Consider the following 18,921-nt stretch of genomic DNA (forward strand, 5'->3'; position numbering starts at 1 on the left):
AGGGTAATCAATCGATCACGCCGGCGCTCCGGAATCCCTGGGGTGGCACGGTTTGCCCGGCTTCGCCGTCGCGGCGGGCGAGCAGCCAGACGAGCGCGAGGGCCCCAAGCCCGAAGGCGTCCTGTACGACGCGGCCCAGGACAGGGCTGAGCACCGGGATCTCGGCCGCGCGCAGCGAGACCCCCCACCAGGGGATCGGCACCACGTAATAGAGCCAGGCGGCGGCCGGCACCAGTGACGCGGGCCATGCCGTCCGTCCCCTCGCCAGGTCGTGGCGGTGCCGGCGTGCGGGAGCGGCGAGGGCGGCCAGCGCGATGACGAGCCACGCGAGGTGGTGGATCCAGGCCACCGGGGAGATCAGCACGGCCATGAGGCCCGTCAGCGCCACCGAGGTCATCCGGTCGCCCCGAAGCAGGGCGCGGCGGGCGTGGCGGAAGCCGTACCAGGCGACGAAGCCCGCGATCGCCGTCCACAGCACGGCGGTGAGCCAGCCCGGCAGGTAGAGGCGCAGCAGCATGCCGCGGATCGACTGGTTGGTGGTGGCGGTGTTGGAGCCCAGGCGCTCGGAGTCGAGCAGGGCCGAGAACCAGAAGTTCGCGGCGTCGTGGGGGATGACCAGGAAAGGGACGATCGTGAGCAGCGCGGCGGTGAAGGCGGCCATGTAGAACGTCCGGCGTTGCTCGGGGAGCGCGTCCCTGCCGAAGCCGGTGATCAGCAGATATATCAGGAAAACGCCGGGGGTGAGCTTGACCGCCGTCGCCAGACCGATCAGCATGCCGCGCGGCCACCACGGGCGCCGGGCGAGGCAGTCGACCACGCACAGCATCACCAGCAGGATGTCCACCTGGCCGAAGCGGAACTGGTCCCTGATCGGCATCAGGTACAGGCACGCGGCCGCCACCACCCCGAACAGCACCGGCGGCGCCCAGGCCGGCAGCCCTTGTCGCGCCGGCAGGTCACGGAAGCAGAACCGGACCGACACGGCCAGGCAGACCAGGACGCCGGCCGTCCACACCCACTGGGCCACCGGCCAGGACATCACGGCCAGCGGCGCCGCCAGCAGCGCGGCGATAGGCGGGTAGGTGAACGGGAGCAGCTGGGGCGCGGGCGTGATCACGTCGTAGACCGGGAGGCCGAGCAGCACGCTCTCGCCTCCGGTCCGGTACACATCCAGATCCACCAGGCGCTGGTCGGCCGGATTGGACAGCCAGTAGTCCACCAGCGGAACGGCCGCCACCCCGATGATCGCCAGCGCGACCACCCAAGCCCACCACGGCCCCGGGCCCACGGCTCCCCGCCCGCCTCGATCGCTCCCCGCCGATCCGGGCACGACACCACCCCTGCCACGTGCCGCCCCGCCGGGCGCAGCCGCCTCCACACGACGATCTCCGGTTCCGGCTCCACCGGAGACGGACGCCACGGCACCGCCCCTCGTACGGCCCGCTCCGCCGGACACGTGCGCCTCCGCACCACCACCATCCGCGGCGCGGTCGGCCCTGCCGGGCACGGGGGTCTCACCAGTGCTCACGACCTGGCAGGCTACCGCCTAACCCGACCCCGGCCCCTCCGTTCGCGCCCCTGTGCCCGGCCGGGCCCCGTCAACTGGATCGGCCGGCTTCCACAGGCACGCCCCCGGCAGACCGCACTCCGGGATGCGACACCGTCTCGGCAGGCGGCACTCCTGGGGGTGGCTAGGGTTTCCAGGAGCGAGGGCATCGAGACGTCCGCGGACGTCTCACCAGGTCCACAGACGTCTGCAGGGGTGGAAGCGAGGTTTCCGGTGGGCATGCGAGGAACCGTCCGGGCTGCCGTGGCCCTCGCGTTGGGCGTGCTCGCCATCCTCGGCTGCCTCATCGGTCCGGCCCTGGCCGCGACGGGCGGCGCGAGCCCCGCGGGCTTGAACGCCGCGGATCGATCGGGCACCCTCTCCGCCGCGGGCTCTGTCTCCGGCACCACTGGCGCCGGGCGTGTCGTGGTGATCGGCGTACCCGGGCTGCGGTGGGCCGATCTGAGCGCGGAGGGGACGCCCAACCTCTGGGCGCTGGTGGGCCGGGGGGCGTCGGCGTCGATGTCGATCCGCGCCTACCCCCGGCCGGATCGCGCGAGCACCTGCCCCGTCGCCGGATGGCTGACCGTGTCGGCGGGCCGGCGAGCCGGGTCGGCGGCGCTGGAATGCGCGCTTCCGCCCGTTCCCGTGGGTTCCGGGGACGGCGGACCGGCGACCGTCCCGGGCTGGGCCGACCTGAGGTCCTTCAACGCCGCCACGTCCTACCGCGCCGCGCTCGGCACGCTCGGGCAGGCAGTACGAGACGCGGGCGGCACGGTGGCCGCCGTGGGCCCGGGAGCCGCCCTCGCCGCCGCCGACAGATCCGGAAACATCCAGAAATACGCGGACACCATCACCAAACTGGGCGACCTGAGCCGGTACTCCCTCGTCATCACCGACATCGACGACCTCGCCCAAGCCTGGCAAAACCCCACGGCGACCCGACCGGCATCCCGGCCCGGCGACCCGGCCCCGGGCACCACCACAACCCCGCCGGCGGAGCTTGAATCGCGGAATGAGGCGCCGCCGCAGGGGGACCTTGTCGATCCCGCGCGGGCGGCGGCGCTGGCGGGTGTCGATCGGCGGGTCGGGGAGGTTCTGCGGCTCGTGCCGGCCGGAGCCACCACGCTTGTCGCGGGGCTGTCGGATGTGTCGGCGGCCGCCCACCTGCACGTGGCCCTCGCCGCCGGGCCGTCGCCGGCCGGGCGTCCGTACGAGCCGGGGCACCTGACCGCGTCCTCCACCCGCCAGGACGGTCTGGTCACCATCACCGACCTGACGACGACGGTGCTGGACACGCTCGGCGTGCCGGTGCCCACCGGGACGGTGGGGCGGCCATGGCTGCCGGGCGGGCCGGCCCCGGCTTCGATCCACGAGACCGTCAGGGAGCTGGCCGACGCCGACCTCGCCAGCCGCGTCCTCGTCGAGGTGCGCGGGCCGTTCTTCGCGGTGTTCGTGGCCGTCCAGTTGCTCTTCTACGGCCTCGCCGCGCTCGCGGTCCGCCGCCGCAAGGGCGGCGCGCGCGTGCTCGCCGCCACCCGGGTCATGGCCGTCGCCAGTGGCGCCGTCGCGGTGTCCACGTTCCTGGCGCAGCTCGTCCCCTGGTGGAACCTCGGCCACCCGATGGCGGCGCTCATCGTCACGATCATGTGCCTGGCGGGGCTGCTCGCGGCCCTGGCGTTCGCCGGGCCCTGGCGCTCGCACGTGCTCGGCCCGCTCACGGTCGTCGCGGGCGTCACCTCGCTCGCCCTGCTCTTCGACGTGCTGACCGGCTCGCGCCTCCAGGTCAACGCCGTCACCGGGTACGAACCGGTCACCGGCGGCCGGTTCTACGGCTTCAGCAACATCGCCTTCGCCGTGTACGCGACCGGCACGATCCTCGCCCTGGCCGGGGTCGCGCAGGCGCTGGTCGACCGCGGGCGGCGAAGGCTCGCCCTCGTCGTGTGCCTGGCGTACGGGCTGCCGGCGATCTTCGCGGACGGGTGGCCGAGCTGGGGGGCCGACTTCGGCGGCGTGCCCGCGTTCGTCCTCGGGTTCGCGGTCTTCATGATGCTGCTCTCGGGCCGCCGGATCACCTTCAGCAGGCTCGTGGTCGTCGGCGTGGCCGGGGTGGCGCTGATCGCCGTGATCGCGTTCGCCGACCGGCTTCGGCCCGCCGAGCAGCGCACGCACCTCGGCGCGTTCGCCCAGCAGGTGGTCGACGGCGAGGCCCTGCCGGTGGTCGGCCGCAAACTGGGCGCGATGCTCGGCATCACGATCGGCAACTGGCAGCTCTCGCTGCTGTCGCTGGTCGCCCTGGCGTTCCTCTACTTCGTCCTCGCCCGCCCTTCGCGGTGGGGCGCCTCGGCGCTGAGCCTGGCCTACGAGCGGGCTCCCGCGCTGCACGCCGGGCTGTTCGGAACTCTGACCGCCGCGCTCGCCGGGTTCCTGCTCAACGACTCCGGCATCGCGATCCCCGCCATGGCGCTGACCGTCGCGGTCCCGCTCACGCTCGCGGCGTCCGTGCGCGCCGTGCTGCTCGCACAGCCCACCACACCAGGGCGGCCGTCAGCGTCAGCAGAAGCCACGGCACCACCTGGCCCCTCCACACGGTGACCAGCCACTGGAGGTCGTCCGGCAGGAGCTTCTGACGGGCCGGGACGTAGGCGAGCGACAGCACGGCCAGCCGCGCGGTCATGAAGCCGTCGAGCGGGGTGGCCGTGATCATCGCCAGCAGGGCGAACCCGAGCCCGTCGTACCAGGGCAGAGCGTACGGAGTGGCCACCAGCCATGCGGCCACCACCGCCACGGCCACCCGAGCCGCCTCCTCCCGCTCCCCCCAAGGCCCGACCACGGACGCCCAGACCCCGGACGACGTTTCGGGTGACGAGGCCCCTCTGGGCGAGGTCCCGGAGATCGGGAGCCCACGGGACAGGAGGACACGGGAAAGGGTCACGGCGAGGATCGCGAGCAGGAGCAGGGACCCGGCCTGGATCCACCCGCGGTAGGCCGACCCCTTCCCGACCACGGCCTGCAGGCCGTATTGGAGCAGCCGCCAGGGGGTGGCCAGGGAGAGGGACTTGCTGGCGTGCAGCACCTGGTCCAGTGAGTGGCGCCCGGCCAGTACGTAGGCGACCAGTACGGTCACCGTCGCCGAGCCCGCCACGATCGCGAGCCGCTTCGGAGACCCGCGCAGCAGCCAGGCGGGGCCGAGCGCCACCAGACCGGCATTGGCCTTGACCGCGATCCCCAGCCCGAGCAGCGCACCCGAGACCCACCGCGAACCCGCCCGGCCACCGACGGCGCGGAGGCGCGAGGACGTCTCGTCGAGGAGCGGCGGAGTCGAGGGGGGACGCGAGCCGAGGCCGCCGATGGTGAGGGCGCCGACCACGAAGACGACCGCCAGGGTATCGACGTGCATGCCCGCGAGCAACTGGTAGATCAGCAACGGGTTCGCCGTCCAGAGGAGGGCCGCCCGTGCCTGCCGTGCCGGGTCGTTACGGGTGTGTCTGTGGAGGAGAAGGGCCGTGGTGACGAAGGCGGCGGCGTTGAAGAGGGCCAGGACGAAGACGGTCAGCCGTACGGAGTCGCCGCCCACGAGGCTCGCCAGCGCCTGGACGGCGGTCGCCACCGGGCCGTAGACGCTCGGCTCCTCCCTCCAGGGGAGTTCCACGGAGTCCGCGATCGGATCCCCGGGCAGGTCGACGGCGCCCGTGGCATAAGGATCATGGCCGAGGGCGACCATTCGGCCGTACGCGGCGTAGTTGAGGTGGTCGGCCGAACCGGAAGGCGGCAGGAAGGCCAGCACGACGGCGGCAAGGCACCCGGCGAGAAGGAGCAAGCGCGGGTCGGGCCTCCAGCCGCGCCGGAGCGCGAGCAACCCGGCGGCGAGGCCCAGCGCCCCGAGCAGAACGGCCGCCGCCTCCAGCCCGACCACGAGATGGCCGTCCGGACGCGCGTCCAAGGAGTACGGCGGCTGCCAGGCGGGCCCCGGCAGCCGCGGGACCACCACGGAAGGCCCCAGCGCGCCGATGGCCACCGTCACCACGACGCTGAGCACGCCCCCGGCCACCGCGACGCGGGCCCACCACCCCCGCCCCACTCCCCAGTCCACCGCTCGATTCCAGCACACCCCAGCCCCTTCCCGAGCCGGGCACCGCGGAGGGGTGGGGTCAGCGGGGGGTGCGGCGGGTGGATTTGAGGTTCGTGAGCACTGGTTCGCGGGATGCGATGGCCAGGGCGACGTCGCGGAACTGGCGGGCTCTGTGCAGCTGGGCGTGCCAGTCGGTGCCGGTCGCGCGGTGCGCCATTTCGACCTCGACCTCCTGGACGCGGAAGCCCTTGCGGATCAGGTCGATGGTCATGCCCGTCTCGACCCCGAAGCCGTACGCGAGCGGGCGGGCCGCCTCGAAGGCCGCACGGGTCAGGCAACGCTGGCCGTTGAGGGGCTGGGTGGCCTGCCAGCCGGAGGCGCGTTTGATGCCCTCGCGCGCCAGCCGGACGACGAGGCCGTGGCCGCCGAGCTTGACGCGCGTGGTGAACTTGGCGATGGTCATGTCGGCCACGCCCGCGCGTACCGGCTCGATCAGCGCCGCCGCCGCGCCGGCGGTCGCGGCGAGGTCGGCGTCCAGGAACAGCAGGTGGCGGGCCCTGTGGCCATCCCCCGAGCCACCGGCCACGCTGTCATCCGGGCCACCGGTCCGGGCGTCGTTCGGATCGGTCGACTGCTCGACGTTCGATCCGTTGCTCTGGTCGTCGGCGGGGTCGACGTTCCGGACGTCCGCAGGGGGGGTGCCGTTGGTGCGGCGAGTGGTCAGGCCGTCGAGGAGGCGTACGGCCTCGGCGCCGCTTTCCATCGCCGCCGCCTTGCCGCGGTTGCGGCTGTGCCGGACGACGTGGGCGCCCGCGGCCTTGGCCACCCGGCCGGTGTCGTCGAACGAGCCGTCGTCGACGACCACGACAAGGTCGACCCCTGGGATGGCCAGCGCGGCCCTGACGGTCGCGGCGACGCGGTCGGCTTCATCCTTGGCAGGGATGATGACCGCGGTGTCGGGCTGTGCGGATGGGTCGCTCATCGCTCCTCGTCCGGTTCGCTGCCTGTGGCGGTCGATCGAAGCTAGCCGGGATTCTCGGCCTTCGGCAACTTCGCCAAGATTCCTGCGAGCGCACGTGATCACCGCCCATGACGCTCTTGAGCGCGCGTGAGGGCGGTGGGGATGGAGCGCGCGTGACAGCCCTTCGGGATCCTTTGAGCCACGTGACGGGCGGTTCGCGCGCGTGTGGCGGCCGGTCGGGCGGCCCGGCCGGGGACGGTCGGTCGCCGGCGGCCTCGTCAGCGGCGTGTCGTGCGCGCTGGACGTCGAGCTCGGGTGTCGTGCGTGGCCGGCGTCCGGTTTCGGACAACCCGACGCTCGGCCGCCGCGCGTCGTCGGCCCAGGGCGACCCGACCGGTCCGGACGAGTCCGCCGAGGTGTCCGGCCGCCGGCCCAATTGATCGCCGTGAGGCCGGTGATCGCCGTAAGCCCCGGGTGTCCGGGGGCGGGCGTCAGCCGGGGTGTTCGGCTGTCAGGAGGTTCGCCGGGATCGTGTCGTGGACCGTGAAGACCGAGTCCAGGCCGGTGACCTGGAGGATCTTGCGGACGGCCGGGCGTGGTGAGGCGACCTCCAGGGCGCCGCCGCGTTCTCGCATGCGCTTGAGCGCGGACAGCAGGACGTTCATGCCCGTGGAGTCGCAGAACTCCACGCCGGACATGTCTATGACGACCAGATCCGGGCCGGTTTCCAGCAGGCGGGCGAACTCCGCTTGCAGGCGCGGCGCGGTATATAGGTCGATTTCGCCGACAACCGTCAAGATGGCGTGTCCGGCATGTGATCGAGTCGAGACCTTGAGCTCCACAGCGGGCACACTAGCGCCGCTCGGCCGCCGGGTCACGTTCTACCGCGATAACCGAAGAGTCGTCCGCCCTTTGTTCCCGGTTCCCGCCTCACGGAAACGCTGGGTACGCAAAGCTTGACGCTATGCGACACCGGCTCGGCCGGAAGGGGGGGAGGCCCGGAACCTCCGCGTCCGGTCGTCACTTCGAGGAGGAGGGGCGGGCGAGGAGTTCGACGGGCCCGACAGCGCCAATGAACAGTGAGATTCCTGAAGATCCCCAACGCCAGTGCATGCGTGAACGTCTGGAGGGCATCCTCGCCCGGACCGAGAGGGCGCGCGCCTGGGGGGACGCCGCCCTGCCGCTCCGGCCGCTGGTCAACCGGGATGGATACGTCCCGATCAAGACGCGCCTTTCCGTGGACGATCTGGCACTGCTCACGGGAGCGCGCACCGAGTTGCTGTGCTTCTCCGAGCTCGGCCTGCGCCTGCTCGACCTGCACCAGCCCCGGGACGCGGGCGGCATCACGAGCGACGCCGCGCATCCGATCCTGCGATGCAGGAGCTGCATGTGGCGCTGGCCCTGCCCGACGTTCCGGGCGATGTCGGAGGCGCTGGCGGCGCTCCCGGGCTACGAGCCCGGGTCCGGATCCATGCCGTCGCCCGAGGCGGGCACGGCCGAGGAGACGCTCTCAGATCGGGTCGGCGAGCGCGGGCCCGGAGACCGGCAGGCTGATCTCGAAGCGGCAGCCCGCGCCTTCGTTGACGACGGCGATGGCGCCTTCGTGGGCTTCGACGATGCCGCGCGCGATGGCGAGGCCCAGCCCCGCGCCGCGATCGGGGCCAGGGGACCGCGCGGCCTCTCCGCGAAAGGCCACCTCGAAGACGCGTGGTAGGTCGTCCTCGGGGATCCCGCCGCAGCAGTCGGCGACCGAGAGGCGGACGGCGTCGTCGGCGGCGACCGCGCGCACCACCACGGTGCCGTCCTCGGGGGTGTGCCGGATGGCATTGATGACGAGGTTGCGCAGCGCGCGCCCGAGTTCGGCGGCGTCGGCGTACACCGGCAGCACGGGCTCGGCCTCGGCGGCGAGGCGTACCCCTTTGGCACCGGCCAGGGCCTCCACGCCCGCGAGCACGTCGGCCACCAGGTCGCCGAGGCCGATGGGCCGTGGGGTGAGCCGCAGCGCGCCGGCGTGGATGCGCGACAGCTCGAACAGGTCGTCCACCATGTGGGACAACCGGTCGACCTCCAGCCGGATCTGATTGTGGTAGCGGGTGACGGTGGCGGGGTCCTGGACGACGCCGTCCTCCAGTGCCTCGACCATGGCGCGCATGCCGGCGAGCGGGGTGCGCAGGTCGTGGCTGACCCAGGCGACGAGCTCGCGCCGCGCGCCCTCCAGCGCCCGTTCCCTCTCGCGGCCTTCGCGCAGCCGCCGGTACGCCTGTTCCAGGGCCTTGGAGATGGTGTCCAGCTCGGCGGGGAGCCTGCCCGGCGGCGGCACGAAGTCCTGGGACGGCGACACGGCCTCGACGGCGGCGACGAGCCCGCGGCTGACCTTGACGAGTCGGCGGGCCACGACCAGGGCGACGCCGAGCCCCACCAGCCCGGCGATGGCGACGACGGTGAGGACGACGTTCTTGGGGTGACCGTCGATGATCATCTCGATGGTGATGGCGACCACCCCCGCCAGCGTGGCGGCGACGGTGACGACCGCGACGACGGCGAGCGTGATGCCGATCGAGCGCCCGCGCAGCATCCACAGCAGGCCCAGGCCGAGCGCGGCGATGACGAGCCCGAGCCCGCCGGTGACCGCGACGATCTGGAGGATCACCGGGCGTCCCCGTCGGACGGGCCGTCGGCGGGCTCGTACCGGTACCCGACTCCCCAGACCGTGACGATGCGCCGGGGCGTGGTCGGGTCGGCCTCGATCTTCTCGCGCAGCCTGCGGACGTGGACGGTGACGGTGGAGGTGTCGCCGAAGGACCATCCCCACACCTGGTCCAGCAGGGCGGCGCGGCTGAAGGCCTGGCGGGGGTTGCGCATGAGGTAGGCGAGCAGGTCGAACTCGCGGGCCGTCAGGGTGATCTCCTCGCCGCCGAGCCGCACCTCGTGGGCGCCGACGTCGACCACCAGGTCGTCGTCGCGCAGCACGCCGGTGCCGTTGGTCACGAGCGTCCCCCTTGCCCGCCGCAGGACGGACTGCACGCGCAGGGCGAGCTCGCGGGGGCTGAACGGCTTGGTGACGTAGTCGTCGGCGCCGGTCTCCAGTCCGACGACGCGGTCGATCTCCTCGCCGAGCGCCGTGAGCATGATCACGGGGACGGGCCAGCGCTCCCTGAGCTTCTTACAGACCTGGAGGCCGTCCATGCCGGGAAGCATGAGGTCGAGGACGAGCAGGTCGGGCGGGTTGGCGAGAGCCCTGCGCAGGGCCTCGGCGCCGTTGCCCACGCTCTCGACCACGTGTCCATCACGTTCGAGGTACTTGACGATGACTTCGGCGACGGTGGGGTCATCGTCCACGACGAGGATGCGGGGAGGGTGTGCCATGTTCAATCTTCAGCCCTCCATCACGCCCGATTTGTCACAATTTACCGCTTCAATCGGGACACGCGGCGCGGAAATCACCGCCCGCGCCATGGACCGCCGGACCGGGCCGGAGCCCGCGTTCCCGAGGAGCCGATGTCCCCACGTTAGGCCCCGACCGGCGCTTTACACGAACCGTGTCACCCCTCCGTAAGGCCGCGTCATCACTTCGTAAGAAGGCACACCACGGCGTTTCCGGCAAAGACCTCGGTAAGCCGACGGAAAAGTCACGATCTCCACCAATGATCGGGCATTCGCTCGCAGCCGGGCCCGCCGCGACGTACCTTCTGGATATGGCCCGCATCGTGCTTTCCGTCCTCGGAGTCCTCCTCGCACTCTACGTAGTGTTCGGGCTCCTGATCCCCGCCATCTTCGGGATCTTCAAGATCCTGCTGATCGTCGGCCTCGTCGGCCTCGCGATCTTCGCGGCGGTCACCCTGGTGAGCAAGCTGTCGAAGTGACATGACCGTCTTCCACGCGACCGTCGCGCTGCTCGCGCAGTTCGTCGCCGGGCAGTCGGGCCCGGCGGCGCTGACGGCCGTCGGTCTCGTGGGGGTCACCCTTCTCGTCCTCGCCTGGGCCCTCGGACGGCTGGCGTCCATTCCCGCCGTCGCGCCCACCGGCGCGGGCCGTCCACGCGCCGCCCGCCCCGTGTTCGTCCGGCTGTGCCATCCGGACACGGCCGGCCGCCCGAGGCCCAGAGCGCCATCCGCAGGCCCCGCGCCCGTCTAGCGATCCGTACGGCCGTCGCCGTGCCCGGTCCTCCGGCGGGCGCTTTCGTCATGTCCGTTCAATACAGACGAACCAGACGAAGGGGCTCAGTCTCATCATGTCCGCGATTCTCGACGCCGTCCTCGGCTCCGCCTACCGGCTCATCGACGCCCTTGGATCCCTCACGGGCGCGGCGTTCGCCATCATCCTGTTCACCCTGGCCGTGCGCCTGCTCCTGCTGCCGCTCAGCGTCCGGCAGGCGAGGGCGGCGAGAGCCCGCCTGCGCGTGGCGCCGAAGGTCCAGGCGCTGCGCGAGCGGTACGCGCGCGACCCCGAGCGCCTCTACCGCGAGACGGCGAAGCTGTACGCGGCCGAGGGGACGTCCACGTTCGCGGGCATCGGCCCCGCGCTGGCCCAGGCGCCGTTCTTCATGATCGCCTACCGCGTGTTCGTGTCCGCCACGATCGCCGGTCACCCGAACCTGCTTCTCGCGCAGAGCGCCCTCGGCGTGCCGCTGGGCGAGCACTTCGCCGCGGCGGTCGCGGGCGGCGGCCTGTTCGGCGCGCCCGCGCTGGTCTTCCTGGGCCTGTTCGCGTTGCTGGCGGTGCTGGCGTACGTGACCTCGCGGCACATGGGAGAGGCCCAGCCCCGCCTGCTGCGGCTGCTGCCGTTCGGGACCATCCTGGCCGCCGCGTTCCTCCCCCTGGCGGCAGGGCTGTACCTGCTGGTCAGCACGGCCTGGTCGGCGGCGGAGCGGGCGGTCCTGTACCCGAGGCCGGCCTGACCCCCACCTCCCCCCGCCTGCCGAGGTCTTGTGCACCATTACGGTTGAATGTCGGAAGTGCTCAGACGAGCCGGGAACGGGGGCCGAACGATGAACGGTGCCGACAGCGAGGTCGGACGCCTGGAGACGGTGCTCCTCCACCGGCCGGGTGCCGAGCTGAAGCGGTTGACCCCCCGCAACAACGACAAACTGCTCTTCGACTCGATCCCCTGGGTGGGCAGGGCCCAGGAGGAGCACGACGCGTTCGCCGAGGCCCTGCGCGAGCACGGGGTCGAGGTGCTCTACCTCACCGAACTGCTCCAGGACACGCTGGAGTACGAGGCGGCGCGCGAGGAGATCGTCCCCGCCGTGCTGCAGGAGCGCCAGCTAGGCGACAGGCTCGCCGAGCTGACCCGGCGGCACCTGCTCGACCTCGACCCCGAGCAACTCGCCCAGACGCTGATCGCGGGCCTCGCCCGCGAGGAGCTGAAGACGGGCCGCGGCCTGGTGTACGAGCTGCTGGACCGGCACGACTTCGTGATCGACCCGCTGCCCAACCTGCTGTTCACCCGCGACTCCAGTGTGTGGATCGGCGACAAGGTGGCCGTGACCAGCCTCGCCATGCCGGCCCGTACGCGCGAGAGCAGGCTCACCCGGCTGATCTACACCCATCACCCCCGCTTCGCCGGCGCCGAGCACCTGTACGAGCCGTGGCTGGAGCACGTGGAGGGCGGCGACGTGCTGCTGATGGGCCCGGGGGTGATCGCGGTGGGCACCGGGGAGCGTACGACGCCCGCGGGGGTGGAGCGCCTGTGCCGCCGGGTCTTCGCGTCGGGCCTCGCGCACACCGTGCTGGCCGTGCCGGTCGCCCAGCAGCGGGCCACCATGCACCTCGACACCATCTGCACGATGGTCGACGTGGACACCGTGGTCATGTACCCGCCGGTGGCATACTCGCTGCAGGCGTACACGGTGACGGCGATGGAGAACGGGGAGCTGCGGGTCTTCGAGCCGCGCCCGTTCCTGGAGGCGGCGGCGCAGGCGATGGGGATCGAGCGGGTGAAGGTCATCGACACCGGCCTGGACCCCGTCACGGCCGAGCGCGAGCAGTGGGACGACGGGAACAACACGCTGGCCCTCGCGCCGCGGGTGGCGGTCGCCTACGAGCGCAATGTGGAGACGAACGCCCGTCTGGAGGCTGCGGGCGTGAAGGTCATCCGAATTGCCGGAAGCGAACTCGGCAGCGGCCGGGGCGGCCCGCGGTGCATGTCCTGCCCTATCAGCAGAGAGCGTCTAGCCGCACTCGCGTAGTGCCCCTATTTCGGGTGTCCTGACTTGTGAATTAAGGACCATGACCGGGGCGTGGATAACCGCCCATACCGTCGTCACGTCCCCGTCGTGGCGCACACCCCAGCGCTCCGCGAGAAACTCGACGATCCCGAGCCCCCGCCCGCCGAGCGACGAGAGTGCCGGCCGCCCCGCGCGGGGCTCCGTGGCCGCTCCCCCGTCACTCACCGTGACCTCGAGGTGGTCGTCCGCCCAGTCCCATGTGGCCATGATCTGGCCCGATGGGAGCGGATGGGCGTGACGGAGCGCATTGCTCAGCAGTTCGCTCACCACCAGGACGGCGTCCTCTATGGCGGCGGCGAACACCCCACACTGCTCGAGATCGGCGCTGAGACGCTGGCGTGCGACGGCGACGCTGGTCGGCGCATACGGCAACAGCACGACGCCCTCACTTCCCCGTTCTCCTGCATTTCCCCCAGAGGAAAACACATCCCAGTACGACCGAAATGCCCCGATCGAAGGTTGCGGAAACCGCGCGGCGATCATTGCTTGTGCAGATTCGACAATAGGCGCGTTCATCCGTTACCGACCCGTTACCGGTTCGGTGTGTCGGATCCGATATAGGCGTGCGCGGTACGCAGAACGAATCTCATTCGGGTGCCCCCGCCGGGCCGGGGATGCGCGGTCACCTCGCCGCCCTGAGCGCGTGCGAGGTTCCTGGCGATGTAAAGCCCGAGCCCGACGCCGCCGAACCTCCGGCGGTCGCCGCTGTCGGCCTGGACGAACCGCTCGAACACCCGCTCACGGTCGTCCGGCGCGATGCCGACCCCCTCGTCGTCCACGACGAGGACGACCCGGTCGGACTCCGGCCACGCCAGCACCCGGATCAGCCCGCCGTCCGGCGAGTACTTGAACGCGTTCTCCAGCAACTGGCCGAGCAGGATGTCGGTGGCCAGCGCGTCCCCGTCCACCCACGGCAGGTCGACGGGGATGTCGACCTCCACGCGGTGCCGGTCGGACAGCACCGGCAGCCCCAGCGTGGCCGCTCGCGCCCGCTCGCCGAGGTCGAAGCTCTCGACGCGCACCTTCAGCTCGTCGGCGCCCGCCCGCGCCCCGAGCAGCAGGTGGTCCATGAGCTGGCCGAGCGCCCGCGACCGCTCGGCGATGGTCCGCACGGCCGAGCGGCGCTCGACCTCCGAGAGCTTGTCCCAGCGCGCGTCCAGGGTGCCCGCGAACCCCTGGACCACGGTGATCGGGGTGCGCAGCTCGTGGCTGGTGGTGGCGAGGAACAGGTCCTTGGCCTCCTCCAGCTCCTTGGCCCGGGTGACGTCACGGAAGTCGACCACGATCTCGCCGGTCTCGCTGATCTCGGCGCTCACCACGTCCAGCCAGCGCCCGGACGGGAGCTGGGTCATGAGCTTCTCGCCCGGCTCAGGCAGCGGGAACGGCGGGAGCCCGCCGATCACCTGGGCGGCGCGCACGCCGGTGATGTCCTCGGCCGCGGGGTTCCACTGCCGGACGCGCCCGTGGTCGTCGAGCACCGCGATGCCGTCCGCGCTGGCGTCCACGACCGCGCGCTCGTGGGCCCGCTGCCGGACGGCGTCCTGGTAGGCCATCGCGTTGCCGAGGGCGATGCCCGCGTGACCGGCGAGCAGTTCGAGCAGCTCCAGCTCGATGTGCCCGGCCGTCCGCTCGGCGAACAGCGCGTACAGTGCCCCGTACGGACGCCCGCCCACCGCGGCGACGCCGAGCGCGATCGTGTGCAGGCCGGGCAGCTCCGACCAGATCAGCTCGTCCAGCGCCGCATGCTCGCCCGTCTCCAGCAGCACGGTCTTGCCGGTGCGCAGCAGTTTGCCGACGAGGCTGCTGCGCAGGTCGGCCGTGGCGCCCTTCAGTCTGCCGGGCAGCCCGTGCGCGCTGACCAGGCGCAGGCGGTCGTCCTCGATGAGCACGAAGCCGCCCGCGTCGGCGCCGGTCAGCTCGGTGAGGCTCGCGGCGATGCGGTCGAGGACGGCCGGCAGTTCCAGCTCGGCGTTGATGTCGCCCACGACGTCGGTGAGCCGCCGGACCAGCCTGGCCCTGCGCGCGCCCCGCTCGCGGGCGACCGAGTCGTTCGCGACGGGGTGGTAGACGGTGACGTACCCCAGCAGCGCGCCGGAGTCCGCGCGCAGGGCGCTGATGTCCACGCCGACGTCCAGCAGGGAGCCGTCGCGGTGGCAGCGCTTGGTGCGCAGCGCGACCGGGCCGCCGGTGCGGACGCGTTCCAGGACCGCGTGGTGCTCGACCATCAGGTCGTCCGGCACGAGCGGCACCCGGCGGCCGGTGACGTCGGCCGCGGCGAAGCCGAAGAGGCGCTCCGCGGCGGGGTTCCACATCAGGACGTTGAGGTCGCGATCGAGGGCCACGACGGCGTCCGCCGCGCTCGCGAGGACAGCGCGAGCAAAGCCTTCATCGGCATTCTCTACCCTGTCGTCACTCATGACCCCCATCGTGCCCGTTTTTGTCCCCGCGTCTTGGCACTTTCGGTGTGCGAATAGTCGCATTCGCCCGTCCCGTAGCGTCGCGGAGCTCCCCGGGGAACCGGTTCGCTCGCCGCCGGAGCATTTCTCCCCCGCTCCGGCCCGGGTAAAGCAACCCGAACATGGGCGACATGGACTTCGCCAACTGCGTCGTGGCCGGTAGGAGGCCGCACTCCGCTACGCTGCCGGTAGCGGGACCGGGAGGGGTGCGGCGATGACGACAGGTGATCTCGACGCCCTGGTGCGGGTGACCTCTCCCGGCTACATGGGCGAGACCCCGCCGGACGTCGCCTTCGGCGTGACCGACACCCCCGTCGGGCGCATGGCGCTCGCCGTCACCGCGCGCGGGGTCGCCGCGTGCAGCTATGAGGACGAGCACGTCGTCTTCGCCCGCGTCTCCCGCGAGATCGGCACGTTCATCGGCAACGACCCCCGCCGCCTCGACCCGATCCGCCGCGAGCTCGACGCGTACTTCTCCGGCAGGCTGCGGGCGTTCACGACTCCGGTGGACCTGCGGCTGGCCACGCCGTTCGCCCGCACGGTGCTCCAGATGACGATGGCGGTGCCGTACGGCAGCGTCACGACATATCAGGACATCGCCGACCGGATCGGCCGCCCGCAGGCGTTGCGCGCCATCGGCAACGCCCTGGCGGCCGACCCGGTGTGCGTCATCGTGCCGTGTCACCGGGCGATCGAGGCCCCTGGGCATCTTGGGGGGTACGCCGGGGGGCCGGCCGCGAAGGAGCGCCTGCTGCGCCTCGAAGGCGCGTCAGCCGGCCCAGCGCCAGCGTGACCAGCGCCGAGACGACGAACGCCGCCAGCGCCGCGTTCATCCACGGCCGATGCTCGAACCCGAGCGCCTCGCGCGCCGCCGCCCAGGCCGCGTCCCACCAGCCCACCGTCGGCGTCACCGTCACGAGCCAGTAGGCCACGAAGCCCAGCACCCACGGCACGATCATCAGCCACCGGGAGGGCGCGTCCTCCGAGGTGTCCCAGCGGCCGGCGGCGCCGAGCAGGAAGTAGTCGACGGCCAGGACGGCGAACATCGGAACGAAGACCGCGCCGATCACGCCGAGGAACGCCCCGTAGGAGTTGACGTCAACGAACAGGGCGACGCCCGTGGTCAGCACCCCGACGCCGATCGAGAAGACGCGCCGGTCCACCCGGGGCAGCAGGTTCTGCAGCGACATCGCCGTGGAATACACGTTGGCGAACGACTGGTCGGCCTCGCGCAGCACCAGGACGCCGAAGAACAGCGCCCCGAGGGGCACGGCCACGAACGCCTCCCAGACCCGGCCGACGTCGTTGCCCACCAGCGACAGCGCGAGCACGCCCATCACCAGGCACGCGACCTGCGCGATCGTGTACCCGCCGACGACGCCGCCGAAGGCCGCCCGGCTCGAACGCGAGTGCCGCGCGTAGTCGGCCGCCACCGGCACCCACGAGACCGACAGCGCGATCACGTAGTCGACGGCGGGCGCGAACGCGTCCCAGCTCCCCGCTCCGAGGGAAGGACCCTCGCGCAGCAGCGCCACGGCCAGCCATACCATCGCGACGACCACGCCCGCCGTCACGAACCGGCGCAGCAGCCGGATCGCCCCCAGCGGGCGTATGGTCAGCGCGATCGTCAGCGCGCCCGCCGCCAGCACCCAGACCTGGTACGGCACCGCGTCGCCGAAGATCGCCTGGGCGCCGGTGGCGATCACCCACAGCTCGAAGGCGCCCCAGCCGAGCATCTGCACGATGTTGAGCACGGTCGGGACGTACGACAGCCGCACGCCGAACAGGCCGCGCAGCAGGACCATCGCCGGGGCTCCGGTGCGCGCGCCCGGCACGGCCGCGAGGCCGACCATCACCGTGCCCACCAGGCTGCCGACGACGGCCGCGAGAACGGCCGCCACCAGGCTCAGCGGCCGGTCGCCCAGCGGGTTGAGCAGGTACAGCGCCCCGGAGAAGCCCAGCAGGCTGACCCCGAGGTTCGCCCAGAACGCCCCCTGGTCGAGCGCCCCCAGCGTCTTCGGCGGAGCCTCGTCGAGGGTCAGGGGGACTTCGTCGACGGCGGACGACATCGCACACTCCCTACGCCGGCATTACCCGGACAGGTTCATGCGGTCGGCGGCGCGCCCAGCGTTCCTGGGAACCGCCCTCTCAGCCCGGTCTCGCCCGAGCTCCCGCGGTATGGATTTTGACTGGATTATTACATCCAAGGGTCATGCGACGTAGGGCTGGGCTCCGTTTTCCGCGATCATCGGCCGTCCGGCGGCGGCCCAGGAGTACATTCCGCCCTCGACGTTGACGGCCTCGCGGCCGATGTGGTTCAGCCACGCGGTGGCCTGCGCGGACCGGCCGCCGACGCGGCAGATGACGTACACCGGGACGCCGGCCGGGACCTCGTCGACGCGCTGCTGCAACGTGCCCAGCGGGATATGGACGGCCGTGGGGGCGTGGCCCGCCTGCCATTCGTCGAGCTCGCGCACGTCGAGCAGGAAGACGTCGTCGGGCACGGCCTTGGCATCGATCTCTGGGACGGTCATGCCCACCATTGTCCCCGTTGGGCGAGCACTCTGCCCGCTAACGGACAGTTGTCATCGATGACAGACCGTCGCTTTTCACGAGAAGGCAGGTCAGGCGGCGCATCCCGCCCTACTTGAGCAGGCGCGACAGCCTGCGGTCGGCCAGCGGCTTGCCGCCGGTCTGGCACGTCGGGCAGTACTGCAGGGAGGAGTCGGCGAACGAGACCTCTCTGATCGTGTCACCGCAGACGGCGCACTGCTCGCCCGTGCGGCCGTGCACCCGCAGACCGGACTTCTTCTCGCTCTTGAGGTCTTTCGCGGCGATGCCGTGCGCGCGCTCGACGGCCGCCCGCAGCGTGTCGACGATCGCCTCGTACAGGTCGGCGACGGCCTCGTCCGTGAGCGAGCCCGCGATCTTGAAGGGGGACATCTTGGCCGCGTGCAGCACCTCGTCGGAGTACGCGTTCCCGATGCCCGCGATCACCTTCTGGTCGCGCAGCAGCCCCTTGATCTGCGTGCGACTGCCGTTCACGATCCCCTTCAGGGTCTCGCGGGTGAACTCCGGGGCCAGCGGGTCGGGGCCGAGCGCGGCGACGCCGGGCACCTCGGCCGGGTCGCGCACGACGTACACCGCCAGCCGCTTCTGGGTGCCGGCCTCGGTCAGCTCGAACCCCGGCTGGAGGCCCTCGTCGTCCGGGGCGAACCGCACCCGTACGGCCAGCGGGCCCTTGCCTGGACGCACCGGGCGGGCGCCGGAGAGGTCGTCGCGCCAGCGGAGCCAGCCCGCCCTGGACAGGTGGGTGACGAAGTGGATGCCGTCGACGTCGAGGTCGAGGAACTTCCCGTGCCGGGCGACGCCGGTCACCGTCAGGCCCAGCAGAGAGGTCACCGGGGGATCGACCGTCTTCAGCGCCTGGAACGCGACGACGTCCACGGCCGCGACCGGGCGGCCGACGGCCCGCTCGCGGAGGAACTCCGCCAGCGACTCCACCTCGGGTAGCTCCGGCATGCCCTCACACTAACCTCTCACCACGCCACGAAACCGGCGGCGACCCCGTACGACCCCTGAACCGGCCGGCCGCCCCCTGCCGGTCTCCTCTTCGCACCGGGCCTGTGGACAACCACCTGTGGAAAACCCGGGAAGGCG

16 protein-coding genes, 1 pseudogene and 1 riboswitch are annotated in these 18,921 nt (G+C 71.9%); of the genes and pseudogenes, 6 read left to right on the forward strand and 11 right to left on the reverse strand.

All coding sequences use genetic code 11. The features are described 5' to 3' along the window. Positions 1-7: 7 nt before the first annotated feature. A complete protein-coding gene (locus tag DQ384_RS22045; protein ID WP_245966680.1) occupies positions 8-1,261 on the reverse strand; it encodes a glycosyltransferase 87 family protein in 1,254 nt (417 codons plus the stop codon). Between the two features lie 549 nt (positions 1,262-1,810). On the opposite strand from DQ384_RS22045, the gene DQ384_RS22050 reads away from it, so the two are divergent. Next, positions 1,811-4,141, forward strand: a complete 2,331-nt coding sequence (locus tag DQ384_RS22050; RefSeq protein WP_114030754.1) for a hypothetical protein — start codon at positions 1,811-1,813, stop codon at positions 4,139-4,141. On the opposite strand, the gene mptB is transcribed toward DQ384_RS22050, so the two are convergent. From mptB to DQ384_RS22080, 5 genes are all read right to left on the reverse strand, one after another. Continuing rightward, entirely contained in the window at positions 4,032-5,639 is a 1,608-nt protein-coding gene (mptB, locus tag DQ384_RS22055; protein WP_245966681.1) for a polyprenol phosphomannose-dependent alpha 1,6 mannosyltransferase MptB, read from the reverse strand. The genes DQ384_RS22050 and mptB overlap by 110 nt on opposite strands. 58 nt (positions 5,640-5,697) lie before the next feature. Further along, entirely contained in the window at positions 5,698-6,600 is a 903-nt protein-coding gene (locus DQ384_RS22060; protein WP_114030756.1) for a glycosyltransferase family 2 protein, read from the reverse strand. A gap of 470 nt (positions 6,601-7,070) precedes the next feature. Continuing rightward, positions 7,071-7,421, reverse strand: a complete 351-nt coding sequence (locus DQ384_RS22065) for an STAS domain-containing protein (RefSeq protein WP_114030757.1) — start codon at positions 7,419-7,421, stop codon at positions 7,071-7,073. Positions 7,422-8,089: 668 nt separating this feature from the next. Then, on the reverse strand, positions 8,090-9,229 hold the full coding sequence (locus DQ384_RS22075; RefSeq protein WP_245966682.1) for a sensor histidine kinase: 1,140 nt from the start codon (positions 9,227-9,229) through the stop codon (positions 8,090-8,092). Beyond that, entirely contained in the window at positions 9,226-9,945 is a 720-nt protein-coding gene (locus tag DQ384_RS22080) for a response regulator transcription factor (protein WP_114030758.1), read from the reverse strand. Before DQ384_RS22080 ends, DQ384_RS22075 begins: the two co-directional genes overlap by 4 nt. Positions 9,946-10,223: 278 nt before the next feature. On the opposite strand from DQ384_RS22080, the gene DQ384_RS22085 reads away from it, so the two are divergent. The 4 genes from DQ384_RS22085 (at position 10,224) to DQ384_RS22100 (ending at position 12,766) form a co-directional block, all read left to right on the forward strand. Next, positions 10,224-10,442, forward strand: a complete 219-nt coding sequence (locus DQ384_RS22085; RefSeq protein ID WP_114030759.1) for a hypothetical protein — start codon at positions 10,224-10,226, stop codon at positions 10,440-10,442. A gap of 1 nt (position 10,443) precedes the next feature. Then, positions 10,444-10,713, forward strand: coding sequence for a DUF6412 domain-containing protein (locus DQ384_RS22090; protein ID WP_114030760.1), 270 nt, complete (start codon positions 10,444-10,446; stop codon positions 10,711-10,713). 97 nt (positions 10,714-10,810) lie between these two features. Next, positions 10,811-11,476: a membrane protein insertase YidC gene (gene yidC, locus DQ384_RS22095; RefSeq protein WP_114030761.1), complete on the forward strand. Its 666-nt coding sequence runs from the start codon at positions 10,811-10,813 to the stop codon at positions 11,474-11,476. Between the two features lie 90 nt (positions 11,477-11,566). Beyond that, positions 11,567-12,766, forward strand: coding sequence for an arginine deiminase (locus DQ384_RS22100; protein WP_114030762.1), 1,200 nt, complete (start codon positions 11,567-11,569; stop codon positions 12,764-12,766). Here DQ384_RS22100 and DQ384_RS22105 read toward each other — a convergent pair. Continuing rightward, a complete protein-coding gene (locus DQ384_RS22105; protein ID WP_245966683.1) occupies positions 12,749-13,183 on the reverse strand; it encodes an ATP-binding protein in 435 nt (144 codons plus the stop codon). The genes DQ384_RS22100 and DQ384_RS22105 overlap by 18 nt on opposite strands. Positions 13,184-13,335: 152 nt before the next feature. Beyond that, entirely contained in the window at positions 13,336-15,222 is a 1,887-nt protein-coding gene (locus tag DQ384_RS22110; RefSeq protein WP_425451485.1) for a sensor histidine kinase, read from the reverse strand. A gap of 304 nt (positions 15,223-15,526) precedes the next feature. Between DQ384_RS22110 and DQ384_RS44220 the strand changes: the two are divergent. Further along, positions 15,527-15,970 (forward strand): annotated as a pseudogene (locus tag DQ384_RS44220) (methylated-DNA--[protein]-cysteine S-methyltransferase); the annotation flags it as partial. On the opposite strand, the gene DQ384_RS22120 reads toward DQ384_RS44220, so the two are convergent. The 3 genes from DQ384_RS22120 to DQ384_RS22130 form a co-directional block, all read right to left on the reverse strand. Then, positions 15,930-17,330: a purine-cytosine permease family protein gene (locus DQ384_RS22120; protein ID WP_245966684.1), complete on the reverse strand. Its 1,401-nt coding sequence runs from the start codon at positions 17,328-17,330 to the stop codon at positions 15,930-15,932. The pseudogene DQ384_RS44220 and the gene DQ384_RS22120 sit on opposite strands and share 41 nt — an antisense overlap. Continuing rightward, positions 17,321-17,447, reverse strand: a riboswitch (TPP riboswitch). It overlaps the preceding gene by 10 nt. A gap of 24 nt (positions 17,448-17,471) precedes the next feature. Continuing rightward, on the reverse strand, positions 17,472-17,804 hold the full coding sequence (locus DQ384_RS22125; protein ID WP_114030766.1) for a rhodanese-like domain-containing protein: 333 nt from the start codon (positions 17,802-17,804) through the stop codon (positions 17,472-17,474). A 100-nt stretch (positions 17,805-17,904) separates the two neighbouring features. Next, positions 17,905-18,783, reverse strand: a complete 879-nt coding sequence (locus tag DQ384_RS22130) for an Fpg/Nei family DNA glycosylase (protein ID WP_114030767.1) — start codon at positions 18,781-18,783, stop codon at positions 17,905-17,907. Between the last annotated feature and the right edge of the window lie 138 nt (positions 18,784-18,921).

Source organism: Sphaerisporangium album, assembly GCF_003323745.1.
In the GTDB taxonomy this organism is placed as follows: domain Bacteria; phylum Actinomycetota; class Actinomycetes; order Streptosporangiales; family Streptosporangiaceae; genus Sphaerisporangium; species Sphaerisporangium album.